Raw genomic sequence first — 24,570 nt, forward strand, 5'->3', positions numbered from 1 at the left:
ATTTACAGGGCGTGGACAGGGTGTGGGGTAGCCGCCCGGGAATCTGTTTCCGAGCAGTTACCGCACCGCCCTCACGAAAGGCGCAACTCCTACTTCTTCAGCAGCCCCTTGGACTCCAGATAGGCCTTGGCGACATCCGCCGGCTTGGCGCGCTCGGCGTCGACCTTGCGGTTCAGCTCGACGAGGTCGGCCGTGGTGAGCGCCTTGGTGATCTTGTCGAGGGCGGCCGCGATCTCGGGGGCGCCGGCGTCCTTGGCGTTGACCACCGGAAGCACGTTGTCGGCGTTCTGGAGCTTCTTGTCGTCCTCCAGCAGGACGAGGCCGAAGCCGTCGAGGGTGGCGTCCGTGGTGGTGGTGAGGACCAGCTGGTCCGCGCCGTCCTTCACCGCCTGCTTGGCCTGCGGGGTTCCGACGCCCTTGGGGTCAATACCGGAAACATCGATTCCGTATGTCGTCTTCAATCCGGGTGCGCAGAAGGGGCGCACCGCGCATTCGTCACCGGCCGCGATCTTCACCTTCAGACCGGACTTGCCAAGATCGGAAAGGGTCTTGAGATTGTTCTTCGTGGCGAATTCCTTGCTCACCGCGAAGGCGTTCTGATCGACCGCCGAGCCCGCGGGCAGCGCCTTCAGCCCCAGCGGGCCCGCCAGCTTCTCCAGGGCCGCCACCGTCGCCGTCACATCGCTCGACGCGACCGGCTTGTCCGTCGGCGCCTTGGAGCCGTTCACCTTGGCATTGAGGAACTCCGCGAGGGTCGCCGCGTACTCCGGGACGACGTCGATCTCGCCCTTCTCCAGCGAGGGTTCGTACAGCTCGCGGTTGCTCACCGTGGTGATCGAGGTGCTGTAGCCGGCGTCCTTGAGGATCTGCGCGTACAGCTCGGCCAGCACGTTGGACTCGGTGAAGCCGGCGGCGCCGATGACCAGCTTGCCGCCCTTGCCGGTCTCGGCCGACCCGGCGGCGGCGGAGGAGCCGCCGTCCTTGGTCTTCTCCAGGCTGTCGCCGCCGCACGCGGCGAGCGATGCGGTCAGGGCGACCGCGCCCAGGGCCGCGCCGAGGGCGCGCGTGGACTTGCTCATCTCAATCTCCTTCAAGGGGTGGTCCGACAAGAGGTGGGCGAGGTGTCGGGGCCCGCTCAGCGGGTGGCCGCGCCCGGCAGCAGCCGGTCCGCCGCCAGCAGCGCGCCCTCCACGAGCAGGGCCAGCGCGGCGACCAGCAGGGCGCCCGCGACGACCTGCGGGGTGTTGTACGTGTTGAAGCCGGCGGTGATGATCCGGCCGAGGCCGCCCTGGCCGACCATGGCGGCGATGGTGGCCGTGGCGATGACCTGGACGGCGCCCGAGCGCAGTCCCGTCATCACCAGGCCGCGCGCGAGCGGCAGTTCCACCCCCCAGAAGAGCTGGCGGCCGGACATGCCCATGCCCCGGGCGGCTTCCACCACCGAGCGGTCCACCTCGCGCATGCCGACGTAGGCGTTGGTCAGGAGCGGCGGGATCGCGAAGAGCACCAGCGCGGCGATGGTGGGCACGTACCCGGCATTGCGCAGCGGGGAGACCATGAACAGCGCCAGCACCGCGAAGACCGGGACGGCCCGCCCGATGTTGGAGACGTTGACGGCGAGGCCGCCGCCCTTGCCGAGGTGGCCGAGCCACAGCCCGACCGGCAGGGCCACCGCGCAGGCCAGCGCCAGGGCGATCCCGCTGACGTACGCGTGCTCGCCGAGCCGGTGCCAGACCCCGCTCTCCCCGGACCAGTTCGCCCCGTCGGCCAGCCAGTCCCAGACCTGTCCCAGCACTCCCATCAGACGGCTCCCGCGCTGACGTCGGCGCCGCGGGCGGCGCGGGTCCTACGGGGCGCCCGGGTCGCACGGGTCCAGGGGGTCAGCAGCCGCTGGAGGCCGAGCAGCGCCAGGTCCGCCACGAGCGCGAGGAGTACGCACAGCACCGCGGCGGTGAGCACCTGGGCCTTGAAGGAGCTGTTCACCGCGGGTGCGATGAGATTGCCGAGGCCGCCCTTGCCCACGATGGAGCCGACCGTCGTCAGCGCGACCGTGGAAACGGTCACGATCCGGACGCCGGCCAGCAGGGCGGGCAGTGCCAGCGGCAGCTCGACCTGCCACAGCAGCCGGCCCGGGCCGTACCCCATCCCGCGCGCGGCTTCCCGTACGTCCTCGGGCACGGCTTCGAGACCGGCCAGCACGTTGCGCACGAGGATGGTCAGCGAATACAGCACCAGGCCGGTCACCACCAGCGCCGCCGACAGCCCGAACACCGGCAGGAGCAGGGAGAACATGGCGAGCGAGGGGACCGTGTAGAGCAGGGTGGTGAGACCCAGGACGGGGGCTGCCCAGTGGCGGCCGCGGCGGGCCAGCAGGGCGAGCGGGACGGACACGGCGATGCCGATCAGCACCGACACGCCCGTGATCCACACGTGTTCGAGGGTGGCGTCGGTGAGCTCCTGGGAGCGGGACGTGACGTACTCCCAGCAGATCCAGTCGTTCGCCACCAGGCAGTTCTGCCCGGCCATCGCTCCTCACCCCCCGTCACCGACCGTACGTAGGAGCGACCATAACCCCCGGCACCGACAATGGCCGGAATCCTTCGCACACGGGCAACACGCCCTTCACAAACGGACCCCGCGGGTAGGGAAAGATGGCGGGGTGATCCGATTCGAGCAAGTGACCAAGCGGTACCCCGACGGGACGACCGCCGTCGCGGACCTGTCCTTCGAGGTCGCCGAGGGCGAACTGGTCACCCTGGTGGGCCCGTCCGGCTGCGGCAAGACGACCACCATGAAGATGGTCAACCGGCTCATCGAGCCGACCTCCGGCCGGATCCTGCTGAACGGCGAGGACATCGCCGCCGCCGACCCGGTCGAACTGCGCCGTCGCATCGGCTACGTCATCCAGCAGGTCGGGCTGTTCCCGCACAAGACGGTGCTGGAGAACACGGCGACCGTGCCGCAGCTCATCGGCACCCCGAAGGCCAAGGCCCGCGCGCGGGCCGCCGAACTCCTCGACCTGGTCGGGCTGGACCCGGCCGTCTACGGCGGCCGCTACCCGGAACAGCTCTCCGGCGGCCAGCGCCAGCGCGTCGGCGTGGCCCGGGCGCTCGCCGCCGACCCGCCGGTGCTGCTGATGGACGAGCCGTTCGGCGCGGTGGACCCGGTGGTGCGCGAGCGGCTGCAGAACGAGTTCCTGACGCTCCAGCAGACCGTGCGCAAAACGATCCTGCTGGTCACGCACGACCTGGAGGAAGCCGTCCGGCTCGGGGACCGCATCGCGGTCTACGGGGCGGGCACCATCGAGCAGTTCGCCAGCCCGGCGCAGGTCCTGGGCGCCCCGGCGACCGACTACGTGGCCGGCTTCGTCGGCTCCGACCGCGGACTGAAGCGCCTCGCGGTCACCGCCGTGGCACAGGCCGACCTGACCGACCTCGCCGACCTGGCCGACCGGACCGGCCGGACCGGCCTCGCCGATCCGGCCTCCGCCGACGGAAAAGCCCCCACCGCCAAAGTGGCGCTGGGGGCCAGTCTGCGCGAGGCGCTCGCGCTGCTGCTCCAGGAGGACTCGGGGCGGATCGGGGTCACGGATCCCGACTCCGGCGAGCTGATCGGCGTACTCACCCCGGAAGGGGTGCACCGGGCCCTGCGCCGGGCCCGGTTGCAGGAGGCCTGACCACTCCTGCTTCCTACGCCTGGATCCTGGTGCCCATCCACACCAGCATCGGCGGGATCTCGCGGCGCCAGGTGTTGAAGTTGTGGCCGCCGCTGTCGAGGATGATCGAGGAGACCCGGTCCGGGCCCTTGACCAGCTTGATGAACTTCTTCGTGCCGGCGAGGTTCGGCTCGCCCTTCTCGCTGCTGGTGACCAGGAACGACGTACCGGACGGCTGCTTGGCCTTGATGGACTCCAGCACGTTCGCGCGCGCCTTCAGCTTGTCGTCCCCGTGGAAGAGGTCACCGGTCGTCGGGTCGTCCGCGGCCTCGTAGTACGCGGACAGCCCCGCGGCGGCACCGAAGGTCTGCGGGTAGTGCGCGGCGATCTTCAGGGCGCAGTAACCGCCCGTGGAATTGCCGATGAAGCCCATGTTCCCGGGCTTCTTGCCGACCCGGAAGGTGCTCTGGACGGCCTGCGGAAGGTCCTGGCCGTAGAAGGTCTCGGTCTGCGGGCCACCGGGTATGTCCACGCACTCGGTGTCGCGCGAACCCGGGGTCGGCCGGAGCATGACCAGGATCATCGGCTTCATCTTGCCCGTCTTGGCCTGCCTGAAGGCCGTCATCGGGTAGTCCAGCCCTTTGATCAGGTTCTCCGCCATGCCCGGGTAGCCCGTGAGGACGATGGAGGCCGGGAAGTTCTGCTCCTTGTACTGCGGCTGGAAGTACTCCGGCGGCAGCCACACGAAGCCGGTCGTCGTTATCTTCGACTTCTGGCCGGCTATCGCCACTTTCAGGATCTGCCCGCCCACCGCCGGCTTGGCGCCGCCCGGCACGTCCAGGTGCTGCTTGTCGACGACCTTGATGTCGGCGCTGCTCATCGAGTGGTCGATGACCTTGCCGATCGAGGTCTCCTGGCCGAAGAGGTCGGCCCATGACCCGTAGAACAGGAACGACTTGTTCGCGCCGAGACCGATCGCCGCGAACAGCGCCAGCTGCGTGGCCAGGAGGAGGCCGATCCGGCCGAGGACCGAGCGCCAGGAGCGGCCCGAGAGCTTCGGCCAGAACCACACCGTGGCCGCGAACAGCAGCACACCGGCAAGGATGGCCAGCGCCAGAACCGTATTACTGGTGAGACCCATGAGCAGTCAGTCGACTTTCTATGGCAGGACTAGTTTTTTCTCGACGGAAGAGTGAACCCGCTCCCCTTCGATGTCGTCCTAGTGGACGCACCACCCAGCGAAGGGCCCCAGCGGCCTTCGGCCACATGATCTCTCGCGGAGCAACGGGAAGCGATGTCTAGCAGGATAGATGGCGATAAGTCGGGACAGGTTCCGAAGCCTGTCAGCCGAATCCTCCGAGGCCCACGACCGGAGACCGTCCCCGGGATCGTGGGCACCGCCGTCACGGTCGTCGGCCTGCTGGACATCGCCGCGGGAGTCTTCCCGCGCTTCCGGCACAGCCGCATCCACGCGGTCACCGAGGTGCTGCCCGGCTCCTTCGGCCCCTTCGCGGCCGCCCTGGCCCTCAGCGCCGGCGTCCTGCTCCTGCTGCTCGCCCACGGGCTCAAGCGCCGCAAGCGCCGGGCCTGGCGGGCCGCGGTGGTGCTGCTGCCGGCGGGAGCCGTCGCGCAGTTCACGTACCGCCACTCGATCATCGGCGTGGTCATCGCGGCGCTGCTCCTGGCGCTCCTGCTGCGCCACCAGAGTGAATTCAAGGCGCTGCCCGACCCGCGCAGCCGCTGGAAGGCGCTCGCCAACTTCGTGCTGATGAGCGCGGGCTCCATCGGCCTCGGTCTGGTCATCGTCAACTCGCACCCCGGTCGCGTTGTAGGCAATCCGGGTGTTTACGAGCAGATCAGCCACGTCGTCTACGGGCTCTTCGGCTTCGAGGGCCCCGTCGACTACGCCGGCCGGGTGTCCTGGACCGTCGGCTACTCCCTGGGCGCCCTCGGCATGCTGACCGCCGTCACCACCATCTACCTGGCCTTCCGCCCCGAGCACCCGGCCGCCCGGCTCACCGCCGACGACGAGGTCAAGCTCCGCGAGCTGCTCGCCAAGCACGGCGGCCGCGACTCGCTGGGCCACTTCGCGCTCCGCCGCGACAAGGCCGTCGTCTTCTCCCCCAGCGGCAAGGCCGCCGTCACCTACCGCGTCGTCTCCGGCGTGATGCTCGCCTCCGGCGACCCGGTCGGCGACGTCGAGGCCTGGCCCGGCGCCATCGAACGGTTCATGGAGGAGGCCAAGACCCACTCCTGGACCCCCGCCGTCATGGGCTGCAGCGAGACCGGCGGCGAGGTCTGGACCCGCGAGACCGGCCTCGACGCCCTGGAGCTCGGGGACGAGGCGATCGTGGACGTCAAGGACTTCTCCCTCTCCGGCCGGGCGATGCGCAACGTCCGGCAGATGGTCAAGCGCATCGAACGCAACGGCTACACCACCCGGGTCCGCCGGGTCAGCGAGCTGACCGCGACCGAGCTGGAGCAGGTGCGCGGCGCCGCCGACGCCTGGCGCGGCACCGACACCGAGCGCGGGTTCTCCATGGCGCTCGGCCGCGTCGGCGACCCGGGCGACGGCGACTGCTACATCGCCACCGCGCACCGCGTCGAGGAGGGCGACACCTCCCCCTTCGGCGACCTCAAAGCCGTCCTGCACTTCGTTCCCTGGGGCAAGGACGGCATGTCGCTGGAGCTGATGCGCCGCGACCGCGCCGCCGACCCCGGCATGAACGAGCTGCTGATCGTCGCTTCCCTGGAGGCCTCCCCCGCGCTCGGCATCGAGAAGGTCTCCCTGAACTTCGCGATGTTCCGCTCGGCCCTGGCCCGCGGCGAGAAGATCGGCGCCGGCCCGGTCCTGCGGATGTGGCGCAGCCTGCTGGTGTTCCTCTCGCGCTGGTTCCAGATCGAGTCGCTGTACAAGTTCAACGCGAAGTTCCGCCCCCGCTGGGAGCCCCGCTTCGTGGTCTTCCGCACCACCCGGGACCTGCCCCGCATCGGCTTCGCCGCGATGCAGGCCGAGGGCTTCGTCACGCTGGCCCTGCCCCGCCTGTTCGCCGGCCGGCGCCGCCCCAAGCCGGTCCGCACCTGCGCCCACCACCGCGTCCAGCCCCCGACCGCCGTACCCACCCAGCCGGAACACAAGATCCAGGCCGCCTGAGCCGAACCCCGGCGGGCACATCCGGCCCCGCCGGCGCTTGAGGCGCGGGGGCCCGGAGGCGGAGCCCCGGCTGGGGGTCCCCCCGGACGGAGTCTGGGGGATGGAGGAAGGGCGGGCCGGGGAGCAGCCCGCGCAGCGGCACCCTCCCACCCGCCGCCGCCCGGCCAGGGCCAGGGCAGGGGCCAGGACACGGGCCCTACCCTGGGAACCATGAACACGAACCGCGGCCCCGCCCCCAGGGGCCTGGTGACAGGCCTGCCCGACTGGGACCGCTGCGCGGTCATGGGCGTAGTCAACGTCACCCCCGACTCCTTCTCCGACGGCGGCCGCTGGTTCGACACCACCGCGGCCGTCAAGCGCGGCCTCGACCTCGTCGCCCAGGGCGCCGACCTCGTGGACGTGGGCGGAGAGTCCACCCGCCCCGGCGCCTCCCGCGTCGACGAGGAGGAGGAGCTGCGCCGGGTCGTCCCCGTCGTCCGCGGCCTCGCCTCCGAAGGCATCGTCGTCTCCGTCGACACCATGCGCGCCTCCGTCGCCGCGCGGGCCGTCGCCGCCGGCGCCACCCTGGTCAACGACGTCAGCGGCGGCCTCGCCGACCCCGGCATGATCCCGGCCGTCGCCGCCGCCGAGGTGCCCTTCGTCGTCATGCACTGGCGCGGCTTCAGCGACGGCATGAACAGCCTCGCCGTCTACGAGGACGTCCTCGCCGAGGTCACCGCCGAACTCCGCACCCGCATCGACGCCGTCGTCACCGGCGGCATCGCCCCCGAGCGGCTGCTGGTCGACCCCGGTCTGGGCTTCGCCAAGAACGCCGAGCACGACCTGGCCCTGGTCGCCCACCTCGCCGAGCTGCGCGCGCTGGGCTTCCCGCTCCTGGTGGCCGCCTCGCGGAAGCGTTTCCTCGGCCGGGTGCTGGCCGGCGCCGACGACGCCTCCCCGCCGCCGGCCCGCGAACGCGACGCCGCCACCGCCGCCGTCACCGCCATCGCCGCCTCCGGGGGCGCCTGGGCCGTACGGGTCCACGAGGTACGGGCGAGCGCCGACGCGGTTCGGGTGGCCCGCGCCGTGGAAGGGGCACTGGGTACGACCCGTAGCAACGAGGAAGGGGCACGGTGAGCCGTACCGACATCGAATCCGTCGAAGAGGTCAACACGGCCTTCTACGAGGCCATGGAGCAGGGGGACTTCGACGCACTGTCGGCGCTCTGGCTCGAAGACGAGATCTCCTGCGTGCACCCGGGCTGGCCGGTGCTGTCGGGACGCGGCGAAGTGCTGCGCTCCTACGCGCTGATCATGTCGCACACCGAGTACATCCAGTTCTTCCTCACCGACACCAAGGTCACCGTCATAGGCGACACCGCCCTGGTGACCTGCACCGAGAACATCCTCAGCGGCGGACCCGCCGAGGACGGCGGCGAACTGGGCCCGCTGGTGGGACAGCTCGTCGTCGCCACGAATGTGTTCCGACGCACACCGGAGGGCTGGCGGCTCTGGTCGCACCACGGTTCTCCCGTCCTCACGGACTCCGATGAGGACGACGAGGAGGAGTCCTCCTAGCCCCTCAGCCGGGACCCTGTCGGGGTCGGAGGTATTTCGCAGGTAAATTCGAAGGTGGACGACGCCGACCGCACTCGGCTTGGCCATGGATCCGGGGAGTCCCGGACCGGAAGCACCTACGAAAAGCAGGAGTGATTCGCGTGGATCGTGTCGCGCTGCGCGGCCTCAAGGCTCGCGGGCACCATGGCGTCTTCCCCCGGGAACGCGAGGAAGGCCAGACCTTCATCGTCGACCTGGTGCTCCACCTCGACACCCGTCCCGCGGCGGCGGGCGACGACCTGGCTAAGACCGTGCACTACGGGGTAGTCGCGGAAGAAGTCGTCGACGTGGTCCAAGGCGAGCCCGTGGACCTGATCGAGACCCTCGCCGAGCGGATCGCCCAGCAGTGCCTCAAGCACGAGGCGGTCGCCCAGGTGGAGGTCGTCGTCCACAAACCGGACGCGCCGATCACCGTCCCCTTCGACGACGTGACCATCACGATCACCCGGAGCCGCGCGTGAACAACGGAATGAACGCCCAGAGCGACCCCACGGTCCAGCCCGTACCCGCCTCCGTGGTCGAGGCCGTCGACGCGGCGGACGTCACGCTGTCGAACCCCAAGTGGGCCGTCGTCGCGCTCGGCGCGAACCTGGGCAACCGTCTGGAGACCCTCCAGGGCGCCATCGACGCCCTCGGCGACACTCCGGGTCTTCGGGTCAAGGCCGTCTCCCCCGTCTACGAGACGGAGCCGTGGGGCGTGGAGGCGGGCTCGCAGCCCTCGTACCTCAACGCCGTCATCTCGGTGAAGACCACCCTGCCCCCCAGCTCGCTGCTGGAGCGCGGCCACGCCATCGAGGAAGCCTTCGACCGCGTCCGCGAGGAGCGCTGGGGGCCCCGCACGATCGACGTCGACATCATCGCCTACGCCGACGTGGTCTCCGCCGACCCGGTCCTGACCCTCCCGCACCCGCGCGCCCACCAGCGCGCCTTCGTGCTGGCCCCCTGGAACGACATCGACCCCGAAGCGCAGATCCCGGGCCAGGGGCCCGTCGCCGCGCTCCTGGCGGCAGTCGGCCTCGCCGGACTCACCGAGCGCACGGACCTGGAACTGCGCCTCCCCGAATGAGCCGCGCCCGCGGGGCGGGGCCGTCGACCACTTAGGATCACCGGATACGCACGCACGGAGAGCGGGCGCTGCGGGAATGGCGGGAGAGGCGCACGTGAAGCAACTGAGGCCGGCGGTCCTGGCGGGCATTTTCGCGATCGCCGCGGTGCTGTCCTGGGCCGGAGCCCGGCTGTGGAACGCGTACGGCACGCTCCCCGGCGTCCCCGTGGCCGCTCCCATCGTGCTCGCCGCCATCGCGGTGGTCCTGCTGGCGACGGCCCTGTCGCTGCGCTCCCGCCTGAAGGCCCAGCGCGACCGGGTGCCCGGCGCCAAGGGCGTGGAGCCGCTGATGGCGGCCCGCGCGGTCGTCTTCGGCCAGGCCAGCGCCCTGGTGGCGGCCCTGGTCGCGGGCGCCTACGGCGGCGTCGGCGTCTTCCTGCTCACCACCGCGATGGACGTCCCCGCCCGCCGCGACCAGACCTGGTACGCCGGCTTCTCGGTCCTGGCGGGCGTGGCGGTCGTGGCGGCGGCCCTCTTCCTGGAACACGTCCTGAAGCTCCCGGACGACGAGGACCCCGCCCCCGAGGCCCCGGCGCGGGCCTAAGGGGCCGGGCAGGCCGCGCCGACCACCCCGTACACGCGGTCGCCGAGTTCGAACTCCCCGAGCGGGGTCATGCCCAGCCCGTCGACGTGCACCGTCCAAGAGGCCCGGTTGCTCATCTCGATGAAGGCCACCATCACCTCGGCCCGCCCCGAGGCGGCCTTCAGCCCTGCGTCGAACAGCCCGCGGGCGATCCCCCGGCCGCGGTACGCGGCCGCGACCACGACGGGCCCGTAGAGCAGCCACCGCGCGGCCCCCAGCGGCCGCCCGCGCCACAGCAGCTCGTCCTTGGCCCCCAGCAGCGCCCGCACGGGCGGCGGCGGCCCCGGCACGCTCTCGGCCCGTACGAGCCCGAGCAGCCCGGCGATCGCCCCGCCGTCGTCCGCGACGAGCAGCCCGCCACCCACGGCCATCGCCCGCAACGCGTCCTCGTCGAGCGCCCCCTGCACGAACCCCTGCCGGGCCCGCTCCTCCGCGCTCAGCGCATCGTGGTGATTGGCGGCGAACAGCCCCGCCATGGCCGGCGCATCCGCCGCGGTGGCGGCCCTGTAGTGCATGCCTCCGATGCTGACACGCACCGGGGCTGCCTGCCCGTCCAGTGCTGTGACCGCACTAGCGGGCCATGATCAGGCTCATCGCCTCGTTGCGGGTCGCGGGGTCGCGGAGCTGGCCGCGGACGGCCGAGGTGATGGTCTTCGCGCCGGGCTTGCGGACCCCGCGCATGGTCATGCACATGTGCTCGCACTCGATGACCACGATGACCCCGCGCGGGTCCAGGATCTCCATGACCGACTCGGCGATCTGGGTGGTCAGCCGCTCCTGCACCTGCGGGCGGCGGGCGAAGACGTCCACGAGGCGGGCCAGCTTCGACAGGCCGGTGATCTTGCCGTCGACGGACGGGATGTAGCCGACGTGCGCCACGCCGTGGAACGGCACCAGGTGATGTTCACAGGTGCTCATGACTTCGATGTCCTTCACCAGGACCATCTCGTCGTGGCCGAGGTCGAAGGTCGTCGTCAGGACGTCCTCCGGCTTCTGGTAGAGGCCGGCGAATATCTCCTTGTACGCCCGCGCGACCCGCCCCGGAGTCGCCAGCAGCCCCTCGCGGTCCGGGTCCTCGCCGACCGCGATCAGGAGCTCGCGGACCGCCGCCTCGGCGCGCTTCTCGTCGAACTCGCCGATCGTGCCCTCGCCACCGGTCAGGGTCACTGGGTCGGTCATCTCTTCCTCGTTCCTGTGTGCACGGTCCCGGCACGTGAAAGTGCCGCGCCCCCCAGGCTAGAACCTGGGGGGCGCGGCTTCCATTCCGGGAGGGACTAGGCCTCCGGGAGCTCCTCCGGGGAGGGCTCCGGGGACTTCTCCACGGATACGGCCGAGGCCGCGGACGTGCCGTTCGCCGCGTTCGTCAGCTGGAGCTCCTTGGGAGAGAGCACCGGCGGACGGGTGGACGGCGTGCGGTGCGAGGAGCCGGTCCACGCCGGGCGGGCCGGGCGCTTCACGATCGTCGAGAAGACCTCGGCGATCTGCTCCTTGTTGAGCGTCTCCTTCTCGAGGAGGGCGAGGACGAGGTTGTCGAGGACGTCGCGGTTCTCGACCAGGATTTCCCAGGCCTCGTTGTGCGCCGTCTCGATGAGCTTCTTGACCTCTTCGTCGACCAGTGCGGCGACCTCTTCCGAGTAGTCCCTCGGGTGCGACATCTCGCGGCCCAGGAACGGCTCGGTGTTGTCCCCGCCGAACTTGATCGCGCCGAGACGCTCGGTCATGCCGTACTGGGTGACCATCGCGCGGGCCGTTGCCGTGGCCTTCTCGATGTCGTTCGCGGCGCCCGTGGTCGGGTCGTGGAAGACCAGTTCCTCGGCCGCGCGCCCGCCCAGCATGTACGCGAGCTGGTCGAGCATCTCGTTGCGCGTGGTCGAGTACTTGTCCTCGTCGGGCAGGACCATGGTGTAACCCAGGGCCCGGCCGCGGGACAGGATCGTGATCTTGTGGACCGGGTCGGAGTTCGGGGAAGCCGCCGCGACCAGGGCGTGGCCGCCCTCGTGGTACGCGGTGATCTTCTTTTCCCGGTCCGACATGATCCGGGTCCGCTTCTGCGGACCCGCCACGACGCGGTCGATCGCCTCGTCCAGCGCGTGGTTGTCGATCAGCTTCTGGTCCGAGCGGGCCGTGAGGAGCGCGGCCTCGTTCAGGACGTTGGCGAGATCGGCACCCGTGAAGCCGGGCGTACGGCGGGCAACCGCACCCAGGTCGACGTCCGGGGCGACCGGCTTGCCCTTCTGGTGGACCTTGAGGATCTCCAGACGGCCCTGCATGTCCGGACGGTCGACCGCGATCTGGCGGTCGAAGCGGCCGGGGCGCAGGAGGGCCGGGTCGAGGATGTCGGGACGGTTCGTGGCGGCGATCAGGATGACCCCGCCCTTCACGTCGAAGCCGTCCATCTCGACGAGCAGCTGGTTGAGGGTCTGCTCGCGCTCGTCGTGACCGCCGCCGAGGCCCGCACCGCGGTGCCGGCCGACTGCGTCGATCTCGTCGACGAAGACGATCGCCGGGGCGTTGGCCTTGGCCTGCTCGAACAGGTCGCGGACACGCGAGGCACCGACACCGACGAACATCTCGACGAAGTCGGATCCGGAGATCGAGTAGAAGGGGACACCGGCCTCGCCCGCGACGGCACGCGCGAGCAGGGTCTTACCGGTGCCGGGCGGGCCGTACAGCAGCACGCCCTTGGGGATCTTGGCGCCGACGGCCTGGAACTTCGCCGGCTCCTGGAGGAACTCCTTGATCTCGTGGAGTTCCTCGACGGCCTCGTCCGAACCCGCGACATCGGCGAACGTCGTCTTCGGGGTGTCCTTGGTGATGAGCTTGGCCTTGGACTTCCCGAACTGCATGACCCGGGAACCACCGCCCTGCATCTGGTTCATCAGGAACAGGAAGACGACCACGATGAGGACGAACGGCAGCAGCGAGAGCAGCACGCTCAGGAACGGGCTGGTCTTGTCCGGCGTGACGGAGTATCCGTCAGGGATCTGACCGGCTTCGAACTTGGTCTGGAGGTTCTGGGCGAGCTGTACGCCCTGGTCCCCGATGTAGTTGGCCTGGAACTTGGTGCCGTCGTTGTCGCCGAGCTTCTGGTCCTTCTTCAGCTCGATCTTGATCATCTGGCTGTCACCGGTGGTGAGCTTGGCGCTGTCCACCTGGCCACTGTTGATCGCCTTGATGACCTCGCTGGTCTCCACCGACTTGTAGCCGCCGCCGGAGCCGACGACGTTCATCAACACGACCACGGCGAGGACGGCCAGCACGATCCACATAACCGGCCCACGGAAGTATCGCTTCACGTCCATCCATACGGGGCGCTAGGCACCCCGTCCCTCCTGCCCGTAGGTAAATGCTGCTGTGAGTAAAGACTGTTCTTCGGAATGTACCCCTGCATTGTCACCCGCGGCCTCATGGGACGGCTGACAGACCCGCCTTTCCATGCTCCAACGGCGGGAAACGCTCCAGGGTTCCCCTGTCGGGCTCTGGATCAGCCGCCGTAGACGTGGGGAGCGAGGGTGCCGACGAACGGCAGGTTGCGGTACTTCTCGGCGTAGTCGAGGCCGTAGCCGACGACGAACTCGTTGGGGATGTCGAAGCCGACCCACTTCACGTCGATCGCGACCTTGGCGGCGTCGGGCTTGCGCAGCAGCGTGACGACCTCCAGGGAGGCCGGCTGGCGGGAGCCGAGGTTCGACAGCAGCCACGACAGGGTCAGGCCCGAGTCGATGATGTCCTCGACGATCAGGACGTGCTTGTCCTTGATGTCGGTGTCCAGGTCCTTGAGGATCCGCACCACGCCCGAGGACTGGGTCCCGGCGCCGTACGAGGACACCGCCATCCAGTCCATGGTGAGCGGGGTGGACAAGGCGCGCGCCAGGTCCGCCATGACCATCACCGCGCCCTTGAGGACACCGACGATGAGCAGGTCCTTGCCCGCGTACTCCGCGTCGATCTTCGCGGCCAGCTCTGCCAGCTTCGCGTCGATCTCTTCCTTGGTGATGAGCACCGACTGGAGGTCGTTGCCCATGTCCTTCTCGTCCACCCGCATCACTTTCGTTGTCGGCTGGGGCTCCGGGGGGTGACCCCGGAGGTCTCAGCCGTGTTTCAGCACCAATCAGCCCTGCCGGATGACCAGTCTGCCACCCTGCCGCTGGGCCTCGACCCGGCCGGGCAGGTTGATGGCTCCCTGACCGCGCCATCCGGTGATGAGCCGGTCGACTTCCTCGATGTGGCGGGCGAAGAGGGAGCCCGCGGGAGAGCCGGCGGCGACGACGGCCCGGCGCAGCACCCGGCGGCGGACGGCCGGGGGCAGCGCGTACAGCTTCGCGCACTCCAGGCGGCCGGCTTCGTCGCGTACGCCGCTCTCGGCCTCGGCGGCCCAGGCGTCCAGGGCGTCGGCGTCGTCGCGGGAGAGCTGGGCGGTGCGGGCGAGCGCCTCCACGACCCCCTTGCCGAGCGCCTTCTCCAGGGCGGGCAGTCCCTCGTGGCGCAGCCGGGAGCGGGTGTAGGCGGGGTCGATGTTGTGCGGGTCGTCCCAGACGGCGAGGGACTGGACCATGCAGGCCTTGCGGGCGGTCTGCCGGTCGACCTGGAGGAAGGGCCGGCGGTAGCGGTGGCCGCGGCCCCGGGCGCCGGGGTCTCCGGGGCCTCCGGAGACTTCCGCCATGCCGGAGAGCGAGCGGGTGCCGGAGCCGCGGGCGAGGCCCAGCAGGACGGTTTCGGCTTGGTCGTCACGGGTGTGGCCGAGCAGCACGGCGACGGCGCCCAGCCGGTCGGCGGCCTCGTCCAGGGCCGCGTAGCGGGCGTCGCGGGCGGCGGCTTCGGGGCCTCCTTCGCGGCCGACGCGCACGGCGACGGACAGGGCGGGGTCCAGGCGCAGCGCGGTCATGCGGGAGACGACCTCGGCGGCGCGCAGGGCGGAGCCGTCCTGGAGGCCGTGGTCGACGGTGATGCCGCCGGCCCGGATTCCGAGTTTGGGGGCCTCGAAGGCGAGGGCGGAGGCGAGCGCCATGGAGTCGGCGCCGCCGGAGCAGGCCACGAGGACGAGCGGGGCGGTGTCGGGGAGGGGGTCGTGGGGGGCGGCACCGGCCGAGGATCCGACGGTGCGGCCGGGGCGGCCGACGCGGGGTGCGGGGGTGGTGGCGGGCCGGCTGTTGAGTTCTGTCAGGTCGGTGAGGACGTCGTGGAGTACGCGGCGGACCGCCAGGCGTATCGCCGCGACCGCAGGATGGGGACCCATATCCGGTGCCCTTCGGTGGAGTTCGGATGCCTCGAGGCGCTGGGGAGGCGTTGGGGGAGGGTGGTGTGCCGGTGTGCTGCCCGGCTCCCCCCGCGGGCGGGGGTTGTCACTCAGAGTGCGTCGATGGTGACAGAACCGAGCCGTTCCCCGAGCATCGCACGCCCTTCCACGCCCCACGGTCCCTCGGACGGGTGACGCTGCTTCCCCCAGAGGGACATCTTCACGCCTCTTGGGTCACACCTCTTCGCTTGCCTCGCTCTGCTCGCTCCCCTTGCGGTGGACCCGGGCCACCCAGTCCGCGGGGCTGGCGATCTCGGCCTTGGTCGGCAGTGTGTTCGGGGAGGTCCAGACCCGGTTGAAGCCGTCCATGCCGACCTGGCCGACGACGGCGCGCACGAAGCGTTCCCCGTCGCGGTACTGGCGCAGCTTGGCGTCGAGGCCGAGGAGTTTGCGCAGGGCGGCGTCGAGGCGGCCCGCGCCGCTGGCCCTGCGCTGCTGGAACTTCTCGCGGATCTCGGCGACCGAGGGGACGACCTCGGGGCCGACCCCGTCCATGACGAAGTCGGCGTGGCCCTCCAGCAGGGACATGACGGCGGTGAGCCGGGCCAGTACCTCGCGCTGTTCGGGGGTCTGGACGAGCTCGACGAGGGAGCGGCCCTCTTCTCCGCGTTCCGCGTCGGGGCGGGCGCCGGCGAAGGACTGGGCGGCCTCGCGCAGTCGCTCCAGAACGGTCATCGGGTCCACTTCGGTGGCGCCGAGGAACGTCTGGATTTCACCCTCCAGGTGTTCGCGGAGCCACGGTACGGCCGTGAACTGGGTACGGTGCGTCTCCTCGTGCAGGCAGACCCAGAGCCGGAAGTCGTGCGGGTCCACCTCCAGCTCCCGCTCGACGTGGACGATGTTCGGCGCGACGAGCAGCAGCCGGCCGCCCGTGGCCGGGCCCGGGAGGTCCAGGCCCGCGGGCGCGAAGGTCTCGTACTGGCCGAGCACGCGGGAGGCCAGGAAGCTGAGCAGCATGCCCAGTTCGACGCCGGTGACCTTGCCGCCGACCGCGCCGAGCACGGCGCCGCCGGGAGTGCCGGCGCGGCGGTCCTGCATCTTGCCGAGGAGGGGGGACAGGAGCTCGCGGAAGCCCGCGACGTTGGCCTTGACCCAGCCGGCCCGGTCCACGACGAGGACGGGGGTGTCGGCCGGGGTCATGCCTTCGGGCATCATCCGCGTGAACTCGCGCACGTGCCGTTCCGAGGTCTTGGCGTGCCTGCGCAGCTCCGCGACGACGGCCCGCGCCTCTTCCCGGCTCACCTCCGGACCGGGCCGCACGAGCCTGGTCGCGGTCGCCACCGCGAGGTTCCAGTCGACCATCTCCGCACCGCCGAAGCTCGTCATGCGTCAACCGTACGTGGACCTGCGCGCGGGCGGGATCCCCAGGACGCCCAGGACCGCCTAAGAGGTGGTGGCCACGGCCGCGGCGAGTTTGTCGAGGGCCTTCTCGGCGGGGCCCGCGTCCGGGGTGTTCGCGGCCAGGAAGGCGAAGGCGAGCAGTCGGCCGGTGGGGTCGACGACGGTGCCGGCGAGGGCGTTCACGCCGCTCAGGGTGCCCGTCTTGGCCCGCAGCAGGCCGGCGGCCGGGGAGCCGCCGGTGTTGCGGCCGCGCAGGGTGCCGGTGAATCCGGCGACGGGCAGTCCGGTGAGGACGGGCCGCAGTTCGGGGCGCTGCGGATCGGCGGCCTTGGCCAGGAGGGCGGTGAGCAGGCCGGCGCTGACCTTGTCGGCGCGGGCCAGGCCGCTGCCGTCGGCGAAGCGGGAGCCGGCGGTGTCGACCCCGAGGGCGGCGAGTCTGGCGCCGGTGGCCTGGGCGACGCCGTCGAAGCTCCCGGGCGCTCCGGAGGCGAGGGCGGTCTGGCGGGCCAGGGCTTCGGCGATGTCGTTGTCGCTGTGGGTCAGCATCCGCTCGACCAGCCCGGCGAGCGGGGGCGAGAGGGTGGTGGCGAGCGGGACGGCCCCCGTGGCGGCCTTGGCCCTGGCGGGCTCGCCGGTGACCTTGACCCCGCGTTCCCCCAGCAGGGCCGCGAAGGCCCGGGCGGTGTCGCGGGAGGGGTCCGTGCTGCGCTTGACGGGGCCGGAGAAGGATTCGTCGGGGCGGCCTTCGTCGGCGGTCAGGGCCGTGACGGGCGCGAGGTTGGGGTTCTCGCCGATCGGGTGGCGGACGGGGCCGGTGTAGAGCGAGTCGTCGTAGCCCAGGGCCACGGAGTCGGTGCCGGAGGCCTTGAGGGCCTGGGCGGTGTCCGCTGCGAGGGCGACGAGGCTGCCGCCGGAGCCGGCGGGGGCCTTCTTCTTGGCGGTGAGCGAGGGGTCTCCGCCGCCGACCAGGATGATCCGGCCGGGTCCGGCGCCGGGGGTCACGGTGGTGCGGATCCGGTGCTCGGGGCCGAGGGCCGCGAGGGAGGCCGCCGCGGTGGCGATCTTGATGGTGGAGGCGGGGGTCATGGCCTGCCGGGCCCCGGCTTCGTAGAGGACCTGCCCGGTGGCGGTGTCGATCACGCAGGCGCCGCGGGCGGTGCCGAGGGCGGGGTCGGCGAGCAGCGGCCGCAGGGCGGCGGCGAGGGCGCCGGGGTCGGCGGCTCCGGCCTGGTCGCCGGAGCCCGCTCCGGCCGGGCGTACGCCGGCGAGCACTCCGGGGGCGCTGGGGGCGGCCCGCGGGAGCTGCGCCGCAGGGTCCGTACCGTGATCTGCGCCACCCGTACGGCCCCAAGAGGCGGCCTTGTCCCGCTCGGCCTTACGCTGGCCGGAGTCCCAGGGACCCGCGGCGGCCACCGTCGCGGCCGACAGGGCGAGGCCGGCGACGGCCGACACCGCGATGAGCTGCCAGGTCTTGACCAATGGCACCTCGGACCAGCCCCTTTCGCGATCACACATATGCGTGAGGGACACTTAACCATTGCGTCTTGCCGCGAGCATGGCACCCCACCCGGCAGGGCCGGGTCGGCCACGCACGCAGGCGAATCAACGCAGTCTCGAAGCAATCAAGCTGCTGAAGCTGATCATGGAGGAGCAGGACGTGGAGTTCGACGTCACCATCGAGATCCCCAAGGGTTCGCGGAACAAGTACGAGGTGGACCACGAGACCGGCCGGATCCGTCTGGACCGTCGTCTCTTCACCTCGACCAGCTACCCGGCCGACTACGGCTTCGTCGAGAACACCCTCGGCGAGGACGGCGACCCGCTGGACGCGCTGGTCATCCTTGACGAGCCGACCTTCCCGGGCTGCCTGATCAAGTGCCGCGCGATCGGCATGTTCAACATGACGGACGAGGCGGGCGGCGACGCCAAGCTGCTGTGCGTGCCGGCGTCCGACCCGCGTGTGGAGCACCTGCGCGACATCCACCACGTGTCCGAGTTCGACCGCCTGGAGATCCAGCACTTCTTCGAGGTCTACAAGGACCTGGAGCCGGGCAAGTCGGTCGAGGGCGCGAACTGGGTCGGCCGCGTTGAGGCCGAGGCCGAGATCGAGGCCTCGTACAAGCGCCTTGAGGCCCAGGGCGGCCAGCACTGAGCTCCGCTCGGTGAGGTTGGCCCGTGGGCGGGCTGATGCCCGTCGGTCGGCCCGGCCCCTGTGACATCGCGGGCGGTATCCCTTCGGGGGTGCCGCCCGTTGTCGTGTCCTGGTGCGGGTGCGGGGCCCGGGTGCGGGTGCGTTTCCCAGGGGCGCTGCCCCCGGACCCCCGCGCCTCAAACGCCGGCGGGGCTGGATTTTGGCTTGCCCCGGCTCGGCTCGGGTCGGCCCGGCTCGGATCGGGTCGCCCCGGCTCGGATCGGGTCGGCCCGGCTCGGATTTGGCTTGCCCCGGCCCGGCTCGGCCCCGCTGAAAGATCGTCGGCGGGGCTGAAAGTTCAGCTGCGGGGCAGATTCCTGTTTCGCCGTGGATGAGACGGTTCCGCATACTGATACCGGCTGGGCTCGGGGACTGGAGGACGCGTGGCGGAAGGCGAAGGATCCGGGACCGAGGACCGGAAGCCGAAGTCCGACGAGGCGCACAGCGCGTTCTCCGTGCCGGACGGGGTCGGGGTGGACCCGGAGGTGACCGAGGAGGATCAGCCGACCTCGGAGTTCGCCGTCCCCGACGGGCTCGCGTCCGTGGCCGTGGACCCCGATGGCCCTGCGTCCGCGTTCGCCACGCCGCACACCTACAGCGCCGCCCACTCCCCGCCGGCCTACACGGGCCCTCCGGGCTTCCCCGTCACCCGGTTGAAGGAGTCCCCCTGGCAGGACCGCATGCGCACGGTGCTGCGCATGCCGGTCGACGTCCGGCCGGTGCCGGAGCCCTCCCAGCGGCTGACCGTGGAGACCGGGCCCGCGGTGGGGCGCGTGCTCGACCTGACGCTGCGCATCGGCGAGCTGCTGCTCTCGGGCGGCGAGGGCGCCGAGGACGTGGAGGCCGCGATGTTCGCCGTGGCCCGCAGCTACGGCCTGGACCGCTGCGAGCCCACCGTCACCTTCACCTTGCTGTCGATCACCCACCAGCCCTCCCTGGTGGACGACCCCGTGTCGGCGAACCGCACCGTCCGCCGCCGCGGCACGGACTACACCCGGCTCTCGGCGGTGTTCAGCCTCGTCAACGACATCACCGCGCACGAGGTCGACATCTCGCTGGAGGACGCCTACCGCCGGCTCGCCGAGATCCGCCGCAATCGGCACCCCTACCCCGGCTGGGTGCTCACCGGCGCCGCCGGCCTGCTCGCCGGCGCGGCCTCCACGCTGGTCGGCGGTGGCGTGCTCGTGTTCTTCGCAGCCGCACTCGGGGCGGTGCTCGGCGACCGGCTGGCCTGGCTGTGCGCCGGGCGCGGGCTGCCGGAGTTCTACCAGTTCGTGGTCGCGGCGATGCCGCCGGCCGCGATGGGCGTGGCCCTGAAGATGACCGATCTGGACGTGCGCTCCTCGGCCGTCATCACCGGCGGGCTGTTCGCCCTGCTGCCGGGGCGCGCCCTGGTGGCAGCGGTGCAGGACGGTCTGACCGGCTACTACATCACTGCGTCCGCCCGGTTGCTGGAGGTGATGTACCTCTTCATCGGCATCATCATGGGTGTGCTGGTGGTGCTCTTCGTCGGCGTCCAGTTCGGCTCCAATCCGCAGCCGGAGGACATCCTCCAGATCGAGCAGCGGCCGCTGCTCCAGATCGCCGCCTCGATGGTTCTGGTGTTCACGTTCGCGATCCTGCTCCAGCAGGAACGTTCCACCGTGTGGTTCGTGACGCTGAACGGCGGGATCGCCTGGGTGATCTACGGGGCCCTGCACTACGCCGCCAAGATGCCGCCGGTGCCGTCCACCGCGATCGCCGCCGGGCTGGTCGGCCTCTTCGGGCAGCTCCTCGCCCGGCACCGGTTCTCCTCGGCCCTCCCCTTCGTCACGGCCGCCATCGGCCCGCTGCTGCCCGGCTCGGCCACGTACTACGGGCTCCTGCTGATCGCCGAGAACCGGCTGAACGAGGGGCTGGGCTCGCTGACGAACGCCGCGGCCATCGCCCTGGCCATCGCGATCGGCGTCAACCTGGGCTCCGAGACCTCCCGCCTGTTCATGCGCATCCCCGGCGCGGCCAGCGCCGCCAAGCGCGGCGCGGCGAAGCGCACCCGCGGGTTCTAGACCCTGCTTTTCGGATCATGCAGGTTCCTCGAAAGGCTGGGGGGAGGCTGGCCTGCGCGCGTTCAGGAGCTACGGCAGGCGCTCGGTCAGCAGGATCCGGTTCCGCTCGTGGTCGACCGTCACGATCTGCACGGACATCTCCCGGCCTTCACGGAAGGACTCCGAGGAGGCAGCCGAGCCGGTGATCGGAACGAGTCCCTCGACGCAGTCGGCGAGGCGTACGAAGACGCCGATGGGCGTGATCTTCGTGATGCGTCCGCCGACGACCTGACCGACCCGGAACCGGGGCAGCAGGTCCTCGTGCTCGGCCCAGTCGCTGAGCACGACCCCCACCTGGTGGTTGTGGTCGGCGTGCCAGACGACCTCGCCGGTGACGCGCCGCCCCACGGCCGGCAGCTCCATGCACCGGGGCATCCTGTTGATCCTGGCCAGGCCCATGGCGTCGGGGAGGCCGTCGACGGAGAGGAAGACACCGAAGGGCTGCCGACCGACGACCTCACCGGTGATGCGGGTACCGACGGGCAGAACGCGGACGGTCTCGGTCCAGGCCGAGGCCGCGTCGGGCACGCGTCCGCCGTTCTCCCCGGGCCAGGAGTACTCGCTCATCCGCAGATCATGGCATGAGCCGGTCAGGCCTGAGAGGTGCCGGTGACACGCAGATGCCCCGCGGACCGGTGATCCGGTCGCGCGGGGCATCGTACGAGGCTGCGAGGAGCCGCTACCGCTTGGCGTGGCGGCCGCTGCGCTGCTGGCCCGGGGCCGGGTCGTCGCCGGCGCCGGGCTCAGTGCCGCCGGCCTCCGCCGCCGCCTTCTTCTGCTTGCGGGACTTGAGCACCTCGAAGATCACCGGGATGACCGAGATCAGGACGATGCCGATGAAGATCGGCTCGACGTTGTTCTTGATGACCTCGAACTGGCCGAGCTGGTAGCCCAGGATCGTCACGCCGGCGCCCCACAGGATGCCGCCGATGACGTTGAAGGTCAGGAAGGTGCGGTACTTCATCGCGGTGGCGCCCGCGACCATCGGCGCGAAGGTGCGGATGATCGGCACGAAGCGCGCGAGCACGATGGCCTTGGGGCCGTGCTTCTCCATGAAGTCGTGCGCCGCGTCGAGGTTCTCGCGCTTGAAGAGCTTGGAGTTCGGCTTGTTGAAGATCTTCGGGCCGAAGACCTTGCCGATCATGTAGCCCACCTGGTCACCGATGATCGCGGCGGCCACGATCAGGGTGCACACCAGCCACAGCGGCTGGCTGATGGTGCCGCTCGCGACGAACAGACCCGCCGTGAAGAGCAGCGAGTCTCCGGGCAGGAACGCGAAGAGACCGGATTCCGCGAAAACGATGACCAGGATGCCGATCAGGCCGAAATGGCCGATCAGGTACTCCGGGGAGATCCACTCAGGACCGAGCGCAAGCGTGTTCACGGGTTCCGGGCTCTCCTGGATCAGGCGGCAGGTGGGGGTGTCCGTCCAATTATGAACGCACACCGCCCCCGCCTGGTTCCAGGGACCGGCGCTACGCCTTGCGGATCGCGTTCGCCAGGATGGCGTCCCGCACGAACACCGCCAGCCCCGGCCGGACCGCCTCGTAGTACGCCGTGAACCGCTCGTCCGCGACGTACATCTCGCCGAGGCCGGTGTGGATCTCGTACGTGCAGAAGTAGTAGCTGCCGTTGATCCAGCCGCGGTGCTCCTCGGCCAGGTCCATGGCCGCCTCGGACTCCGCGGGCGTCCCGGAGTCCAGCAGGGCGGCGAACCGCCGGTTGATGTCCTCGGCCAGGGCCTGGATCCGCAGCCAGTCCTCCTTGGTGTACGAGGCGGTCCGGCGGGCGGACTCCCGGTACGTGTCGCCCCAGCGGCGCTCGGCCTCCTCGGCGTGCTCCTCGGGATCGAAATCCCCGAAGACCTCGAACTTCTCCTCGGGCGTGAGGTTGATGCCCATCTTCTTCGCCTCCATGGCGTGCTCGACGGCCTCGGCCATCCGCTGGAGCCGGGTGATCCGGTCGGTCAGGAGGGCGTGCTGCCGGCGCAGGTGCTCCCCCGGGTCCGATTCCGGGTCGTCCAGCAGGACCGCGACCTCTTCGAGCGGAAAGCCGAGCTCCCGGTAGAACAGGACCCGCTGCAGCCGGTCGAGGTCGGCATCGTCGTACCGCCGGTGTCCCGCATGGCTGCGGCCGCTCGGTGAGAGCAGCCCGATCTCGTCGTAGTGGTGCAGGGTGCGCACCGTCACTCCGGCGAATCCGGCGACCTGGCCCACGGAGTAGCCCATCGCTTTCCGCTCCTCTTCTCGGGTACGCGTCCAGCCTGGTCCCTCACGCCGCGTGAGGTGCAAGCGCGGCGGGCCGGGCCTTCAGGAGGAAGGGGCGAGCACCCCTGCGAAGGCGTCGCCCGGGTCGTCGGCGAAGGAGTACGCGCCCCCCTCGATCCGGGCGATCAGTCCCCGGGTCCAGTCCGCCTCGGCGTCCGCGGAGTGGATCCAGCGGTGCATGATCTCCCCGATGTGGCCGAGCGGCTCGGGGCCCTCCTCGGGGACGTAGTGGTCCGTGACGGCGGAGCGCCAGGCGGCCAGCCGGCCCAGGCGCTCGCGGAGCAGGGCCAGGGCCTCGGCGCGGGGCAGGTCGACCATGAAGCCGAGGGCCGAGGCGAGGACGTCGGCCTTCTGGTCGTAGGACGACAGGGCCTCGCGGAGCAGCTTGAAGTACTCGGCGCGGCCCGCCTCCGTCAGCTCGTACTCGGTCCGCGGCGGGCCTCCCGCCGCGGACGGGGCCACCTCGTGGGCCAGCAGTACGCCCTGCTTCGCCATCTGCTTGAGCGCGTGGTAGATCGACCCGGGTTTGGTGTTCGACCACTCGTGGGCGCCCCAGAACTCCAGATCGGCCCGGACCTGGTAGCCGTGGGCCCGCCCGTGCTGGCGGACGGCGCCGAGGACGAGGAGGCGGATCGCTGACATGGGGCCAGGCTACTGACCCGGCCCCGGAGCGCCGCGGCTAGCCCATGGCGCGGGTCCGTGGCTGCCCATGGCGCGGGTGCCGTGGCTAGCCCATGGCGCGGGTGCCGTCGATGGACTCGCGGATGATGTCCGCGTGGCCGGCGTGCCGGGCGAACTCCTCCACCAGGTGCAGGAGCATCCAGCGCATCGAGACCTTGGCGTCCGCCGGGAACCACGGGGCCGCGGGCAGCGGGAAGCTGTCGTCGAGGCTGGGGACCGCGGCGATGAACGCCTCCGTCTCCTGCCTGATCCCGTCCCAGTGGGCCAGCACCGAGGGCATGGACTCGCCCTCGACCAGGCGGAAACCGTTGGCCCAGTCGCCCTCCGGGTACTCGGTCGCGCCCTGCGCCATCCGCAGCCAGCCCTCCTCGCAGTTCGCCGCGTGCTTGAGCAGCCCGGACAGGGACAGCTCGCTGGCGCTGGGCTTGCTCGCCGCCTGCTCCTCGGTCAGCCCCTGCGCGGCCTCGCGCAGCGCCGTGCGCTGGGCCTCGACGAAGGCGAGGAGCGTGCCGCGCTCGTCACCGGGGATCTCCATGGAAATCTGAGCCATGACCTGACCGCCTTCTGTTCCGTGTGTCCTGTGTCCTGCGGGTTTCTCCTGCTGACAAGAACCACGTT

24 protein-coding genes and 1 pseudogene are annotated in these 24,570 nt (G+C 70.9%); 9 read left to right on the top strand and 16 right to left on the bottom strand.

Going from position 1 to position 24,570, the window contains the following annotated elements:
* Positions 1-89: 89 nt before the first annotated feature.
* From OHA37_RS16605 to OHA37_RS16615, 3 genes are read right to left on the bottom strand one after another with little or no spacing between them, the layout of a single operon-like run.
* Positions 90-1,079 (bottom strand): ABC transporter substrate-binding protein, encoded by a 990-nt coding sequence (locus OHA37_RS16605; protein ID WP_266905950.1) that lies wholly within the window; start codon positions 1,077-1,079, stop codon positions 90-92.
* Positions 1,080-1,135: 56 nt separating this feature from the next.
* A complete protein-coding gene (locus OHA37_RS16610) occupies positions 1,136-1,801 on the bottom strand; it encodes an ABC transporter permease (protein ID WP_266905952.1) in 666 nt (221 codons plus the stop codon).
* Positions 1,801-2,526: an ABC transporter permease gene (locus tag OHA37_RS16615; protein ID WP_266905954.1), complete on the bottom strand. Its 726-nt coding sequence runs from the start codon at positions 2,524-2,526 to the stop codon at positions 1,801-1,803. The genes OHA37_RS16610 and OHA37_RS16615 overlap by 1 nt, the downstream gene beginning before the upstream one ends.
* 133 nt (positions 2,527-2,659) lie before the next feature.
* On the opposite strand from OHA37_RS16615, the gene OHA37_RS16620 reads away from it, so the two are divergent.
* Complete coding sequence (locus OHA37_RS16620) at positions 2,660-3,676, top strand: ABC transporter ATP-binding protein (protein WP_266905956.1); 1,017 nt, start codon at positions 2,660-2,662, stop codon at positions 3,674-3,676.
* A 13-nt stretch (positions 3,677-3,689) separates the two neighbouring features.
* On the opposite strand, the gene OHA37_RS16625 is transcribed toward OHA37_RS16620, so the two are convergent.
* On the bottom strand, positions 3,690-4,796 hold the full coding sequence (locus OHA37_RS16625) for an alpha/beta hydrolase (protein WP_266905958.1): 1,107 nt from the start codon (positions 4,794-4,796) through the stop codon (positions 3,690-3,692).
* 153 nt (positions 4,797-4,949) lie between these two features.
* Between OHA37_RS16625 and OHA37_RS16630 the strand changes: the two genes are divergently transcribed.
* The 6 genes from OHA37_RS16630 (at position 4,950) to OHA37_RS16655 (ending at position 10,053) form a co-directional block, all read left to right on the top strand.
* Positions 4,950-6,809: a phosphatidylglycerol lysyltransferase domain-containing protein gene (locus OHA37_RS16630; protein ID WP_266905960.1), complete on the top strand. Its 1,860-nt coding sequence runs from the start codon at positions 4,950-4,952 to the stop codon at positions 6,807-6,809.
* Positions 6,810-7,019: 210 nt separating this feature from the next.
* On the top strand, positions 7,020-7,925 hold the full coding sequence (gene folP, locus OHA37_RS16635) for a dihydropteroate synthase (RefSeq protein ID WP_266905962.1): 906 nt from the start codon (positions 7,020-7,022) through the stop codon (positions 7,923-7,925).
* On the top strand, positions 7,922-8,365 hold the full coding sequence (locus OHA37_RS16640) for a nuclear transport factor 2 family protein (RefSeq protein WP_266905964.1): 444 nt from the start codon (positions 7,922-7,924) through the stop codon (positions 8,363-8,365). Before folP ends, OHA37_RS16640 begins: the two co-directional genes overlap by 4 nt.
* Before the next feature lie 140 nt (positions 8,366-8,505).
* Complete coding sequence (folB, locus tag OHA37_RS16645; RefSeq protein WP_030010912.1) at positions 8,506-8,865, top strand: dihydroneopterin aldolase; 360 nt, start codon at positions 8,506-8,508, stop codon at positions 8,863-8,865.
* Between the two features lie 8 nt (positions 8,866-8,873).
* A complete protein-coding gene (gene folK, locus OHA37_RS16650; protein ID WP_266912862.1) occupies positions 8,874-9,470 on the top strand; it encodes a 2-amino-4-hydroxy-6-hydroxymethyldihydropteridine diphosphokinase in 597 nt (198 codons plus the stop codon).
* A gap of 94 nt (positions 9,471-9,564) precedes the next feature.
* Positions 9,565-10,053: a DUF3180 domain-containing protein gene (locus tag OHA37_RS16655; protein WP_266905966.1), complete on the top strand. Its 489-nt coding sequence runs from the start codon at positions 9,565-9,567 to the stop codon at positions 10,051-10,053.
* Here the strand turns inward: OHA37_RS16655 and OHA37_RS16660 are convergent.
* The 7 genes from OHA37_RS16660 to dacB form a co-directional block, all read right to left on the bottom strand.
* The gene (locus OHA37_RS16660; RefSeq protein ID WP_266905968.1) at positions 10,050-10,607 is read right to left on the bottom strand and encodes a GNAT family N-acetyltransferase; all 558 of its coding nucleotides are present in this window, start codon (positions 10,605-10,607) and stop codon (positions 10,050-10,052) included. The two genes, OHA37_RS16655 and OHA37_RS16660, sit on opposite strands and share 4 nt — an antisense overlap.
* A gap of 55 nt (positions 10,608-10,662) precedes the next feature.
* Positions 10,663-11,271, bottom strand: coding sequence for a GTP cyclohydrolase I FolE (folE, locus tag OHA37_RS16665; RefSeq protein WP_112449909.1), 609 nt, complete (start codon positions 11,269-11,271; stop codon positions 10,663-10,665).
* Positions 11,272-11,366: 95 nt separating this feature from the next.
* Positions 11,367-13,394, bottom strand: a complete 2,028-nt coding sequence (gene ftsH, locus OHA37_RS16670) for an ATP-dependent zinc metalloprotease FtsH (RefSeq protein ID WP_266905970.1) — start codon at positions 13,392-13,394, stop codon at positions 11,367-11,369.
* Between the two features lie 182 nt (positions 13,395-13,576).
* The gene (gene hpt / locus OHA37_RS16675) at positions 13,577-14,137 is read right to left on the bottom strand and encodes a hypoxanthine phosphoribosyltransferase (RefSeq protein WP_243339812.1); all 561 of its coding nucleotides are present in this window, start codon (positions 14,135-14,137) and stop codon (positions 13,577-13,579) included.
* A gap of 66 nt (positions 14,138-14,203) precedes the next feature.
* Positions 14,204-15,328: a tRNA lysidine(34) synthetase TilS gene (gene tilS, locus OHA37_RS16680; protein ID WP_266905974.1), complete on the bottom strand. Its 1,125-nt coding sequence runs from the start codon at positions 15,326-15,328 to the stop codon at positions 14,204-14,206.
* Between the two features lie 234 nt (positions 15,329-15,562).
* Positions 15,563-16,714 carry a zinc-dependent metalloprotease gene (locus tag OHA37_RS16685; RefSeq protein WP_266905976.1) on the bottom strand — a complete coding sequence of 384 codons (1,152 nt, stop codon included), beginning with the start codon at positions 16,712-16,714 and terminating at the stop codon, positions 15,563-15,565.
* Between the two features lie 57 nt (positions 16,715-16,771).
* Positions 16,772-18,214, bottom strand: a complete 1,443-nt coding sequence (gene dacB, locus OHA37_RS16690; protein ID WP_266905978.1) for a D-alanyl-D-alanine carboxypeptidase/D-alanyl-D-alanine endopeptidase — start codon at positions 18,212-18,214, stop codon at positions 16,772-16,774.
* A gap of 172 nt (positions 18,215-18,386) precedes the next feature.
* Between dacB and OHA37_RS16695 the strand changes: the two genes are divergently transcribed.
* The gene (locus OHA37_RS16695) at positions 18,387-18,881 is read left to right on the top strand and encodes an inorganic diphosphatase (protein ID WP_266912864.1); all 495 of its coding nucleotides are present in this window, start codon (positions 18,387-18,389) and stop codon (positions 18,879-18,881) included.
* Positions 18,882-19,303: 422 nt separating this feature from the next.
* Complete coding sequence (locus OHA37_RS16700) at positions 19,304-20,965, top strand: threonine/serine ThrE exporter family protein (protein ID WP_266905980.1); 1,662 nt, start codon at positions 19,304-19,306, stop codon at positions 20,963-20,965.
* Positions 20,966-21,034: 69 nt separating this feature from the next.
* Here the strand turns inward: OHA37_RS16700 and OHA37_RS16705 are convergent, their stop codons facing one another.
* The 5 genes and pseudogenes from OHA37_RS16705 to OHA37_RS16725 form a co-directional block, all read right to left on the bottom strand.
* A complete protein-coding gene (locus OHA37_RS16705) occupies positions 21,035-21,571 on the bottom strand; it encodes a S1 RNA-binding domain-containing protein (protein ID WP_266905982.1) in 537 nt (178 codons plus the stop codon).
* Between the two features lie 166 nt (positions 21,572-21,737).
* A pseudogene (locus OHA37_RS16710) lies at positions 21,738-22,388 on the bottom strand (DedA family protein); the annotation flags it as partial.
* Positions 22,389-22,479: 91 nt separating this feature from the next.
* The gene (locus tag OHA37_RS16715) at positions 22,480-23,232 is read right to left on the bottom strand and encodes a MerR family transcriptional regulator (RefSeq protein WP_266905986.1); all 753 of its coding nucleotides are present in this window, start codon (positions 23,230-23,232) and stop codon (positions 22,480-22,482) included.
* A gap of 81 nt (positions 23,233-23,313) precedes the next feature.
* Positions 23,314-23,913 (bottom strand): PadR family transcriptional regulator, encoded by a 600-nt coding sequence (locus tag OHA37_RS16720; RefSeq protein WP_266905988.1) that lies wholly within the window; start codon positions 23,911-23,913, stop codon positions 23,314-23,316.
* An 85-nt stretch (positions 23,914-23,998) separates the two neighbouring features.
* Complete coding sequence (locus OHA37_RS16725; RefSeq protein ID WP_266905990.1) at positions 23,999-24,502, bottom strand: DinB family protein; 504 nt, start codon at positions 24,500-24,502, stop codon at positions 23,999-24,001.
* Positions 24,503-24,570 lie beyond the last annotated feature (68 nt).

Source organism: Streptomyces sp. NBC_00335, from assembly GCF_036127095.1.
In the GTDB taxonomy this organism is placed as follows: Bacteria; Actinomycetota; Actinomycetes; order Streptomycetales; family Streptomycetaceae; genus Streptomyces.

Excerpts from the sequence above, each read along its gene's own strand:
- OHA37_RS16610 (WP_266905952.1), bottom strand. The coding sequence starts at position 1,801 with ATGGGAGTGCTGGGACAGGTCTGGGACTGGCTGGCCGACGGGGCGAAC.
- OHA37_RS16715 (WP_266905986.1), bottom strand. The coding sequence starts at position 23,232 with ATGGGCTACTCCGTGGGCCAGGTCGCCGGATTCGCCGGAGTGACGGTG.
- hpt (WP_243339812.1), bottom strand. The coding sequence starts at position 14,137 with ATGCGGGTGGACGAGAAGGACATGGGCAACGACCTCCAGTCGGTGCTC.
- OHA37_RS16725 (WP_266905990.1), bottom strand. The coding sequence starts at position 24,502 with ATGGCTCAGATTTCCATGGAGATCCCCGGTGACGAGCGCGGCACGCTC.
- folP (WP_266905962.1), top strand. The coding sequence starts at position 7,020 with ATGAACACGAACCGCGGCCCCGCCCCCAGGGGCCTGGTGACAGGCCTG.
- folK (WP_266912862.1), top strand. The coding sequence starts at position 8,874 with ATGAACGCCCAGAGCGACCCCACGGTCCAGCCCGTACCCGCCTCCGTG.
- OHA37_RS16660 (WP_266905968.1), bottom strand. The coding sequence starts at position 10,607 with ATGCACTACAGGGCCGCCACCGCGGCGGATGCGCCGGCCATGGCGGGG.
- tilS (WP_266905974.1), bottom strand. The coding sequence starts at position 15,328 with ATGGGTCCCCATCCTGCGGTCGCGGCGATACGCCTGGCGGTCCGCCGC.
- ftsH (WP_266905970.1), bottom strand. The coding sequence starts at position 13,394 with ATGGACGTGAAGCGATACTTCCGTGGGCCGGTTATGTGGATCGTGCTG.
- OHA37_RS16630 (WP_266905960.1), top strand. The coding sequence starts at position 4,950 with ATGTCTAGCAGGATAGATGGCGATAAGTCGGGACAGGTTCCGAAGCCT.
- OHA37_RS16705 (WP_266905982.1), bottom strand. The coding sequence starts at position 21,571 with ATGAGCGAGTACTCCTGGCCCGGGGAGAACGGCGGACGCGTGCCCGAC.
- OHA37_RS16615 (WP_266905954.1), bottom strand. The coding sequence starts at position 2,526 with ATGGCCGGGCAGAACTGCCTGGTGGCGAACGACTGGATCTGCTGGGAG.
- OHA37_RS16605 (WP_266905950.1), bottom strand. The coding sequence starts at position 1,079 with ATGAGCAAGTCCACGCGCGCCCTCGGCGCGGCCCTGGGCGCGGTCGCC.
- OHA37_RS16720 (WP_266905988.1), bottom strand. The coding sequence starts at position 23,913 with ATGTCAGCGATCCGCCTCCTCGTCCTCGGCGCCGTCCGCCAGCACGGG.
- folE (WP_112449909.1), bottom strand. The coding sequence starts at position 11,271 with ATGACCGACCCAGTGACCCTGACCGGTGGCGAGGGCACGATCGGCGAG.
- OHA37_RS16625 (WP_266905958.1), bottom strand. The coding sequence starts at position 4,796 with ATGGGTCTCACCAGTAATACGGTTCTGGCGCTGGCCATCCTTGCCGGT.
- OHA37_RS16685 (WP_266905976.1), bottom strand. The coding sequence starts at position 16,714 with ATGACGAGCTTCGGCGGTGCGGAGATGGTCGACTGGAACCTCGCGGTG.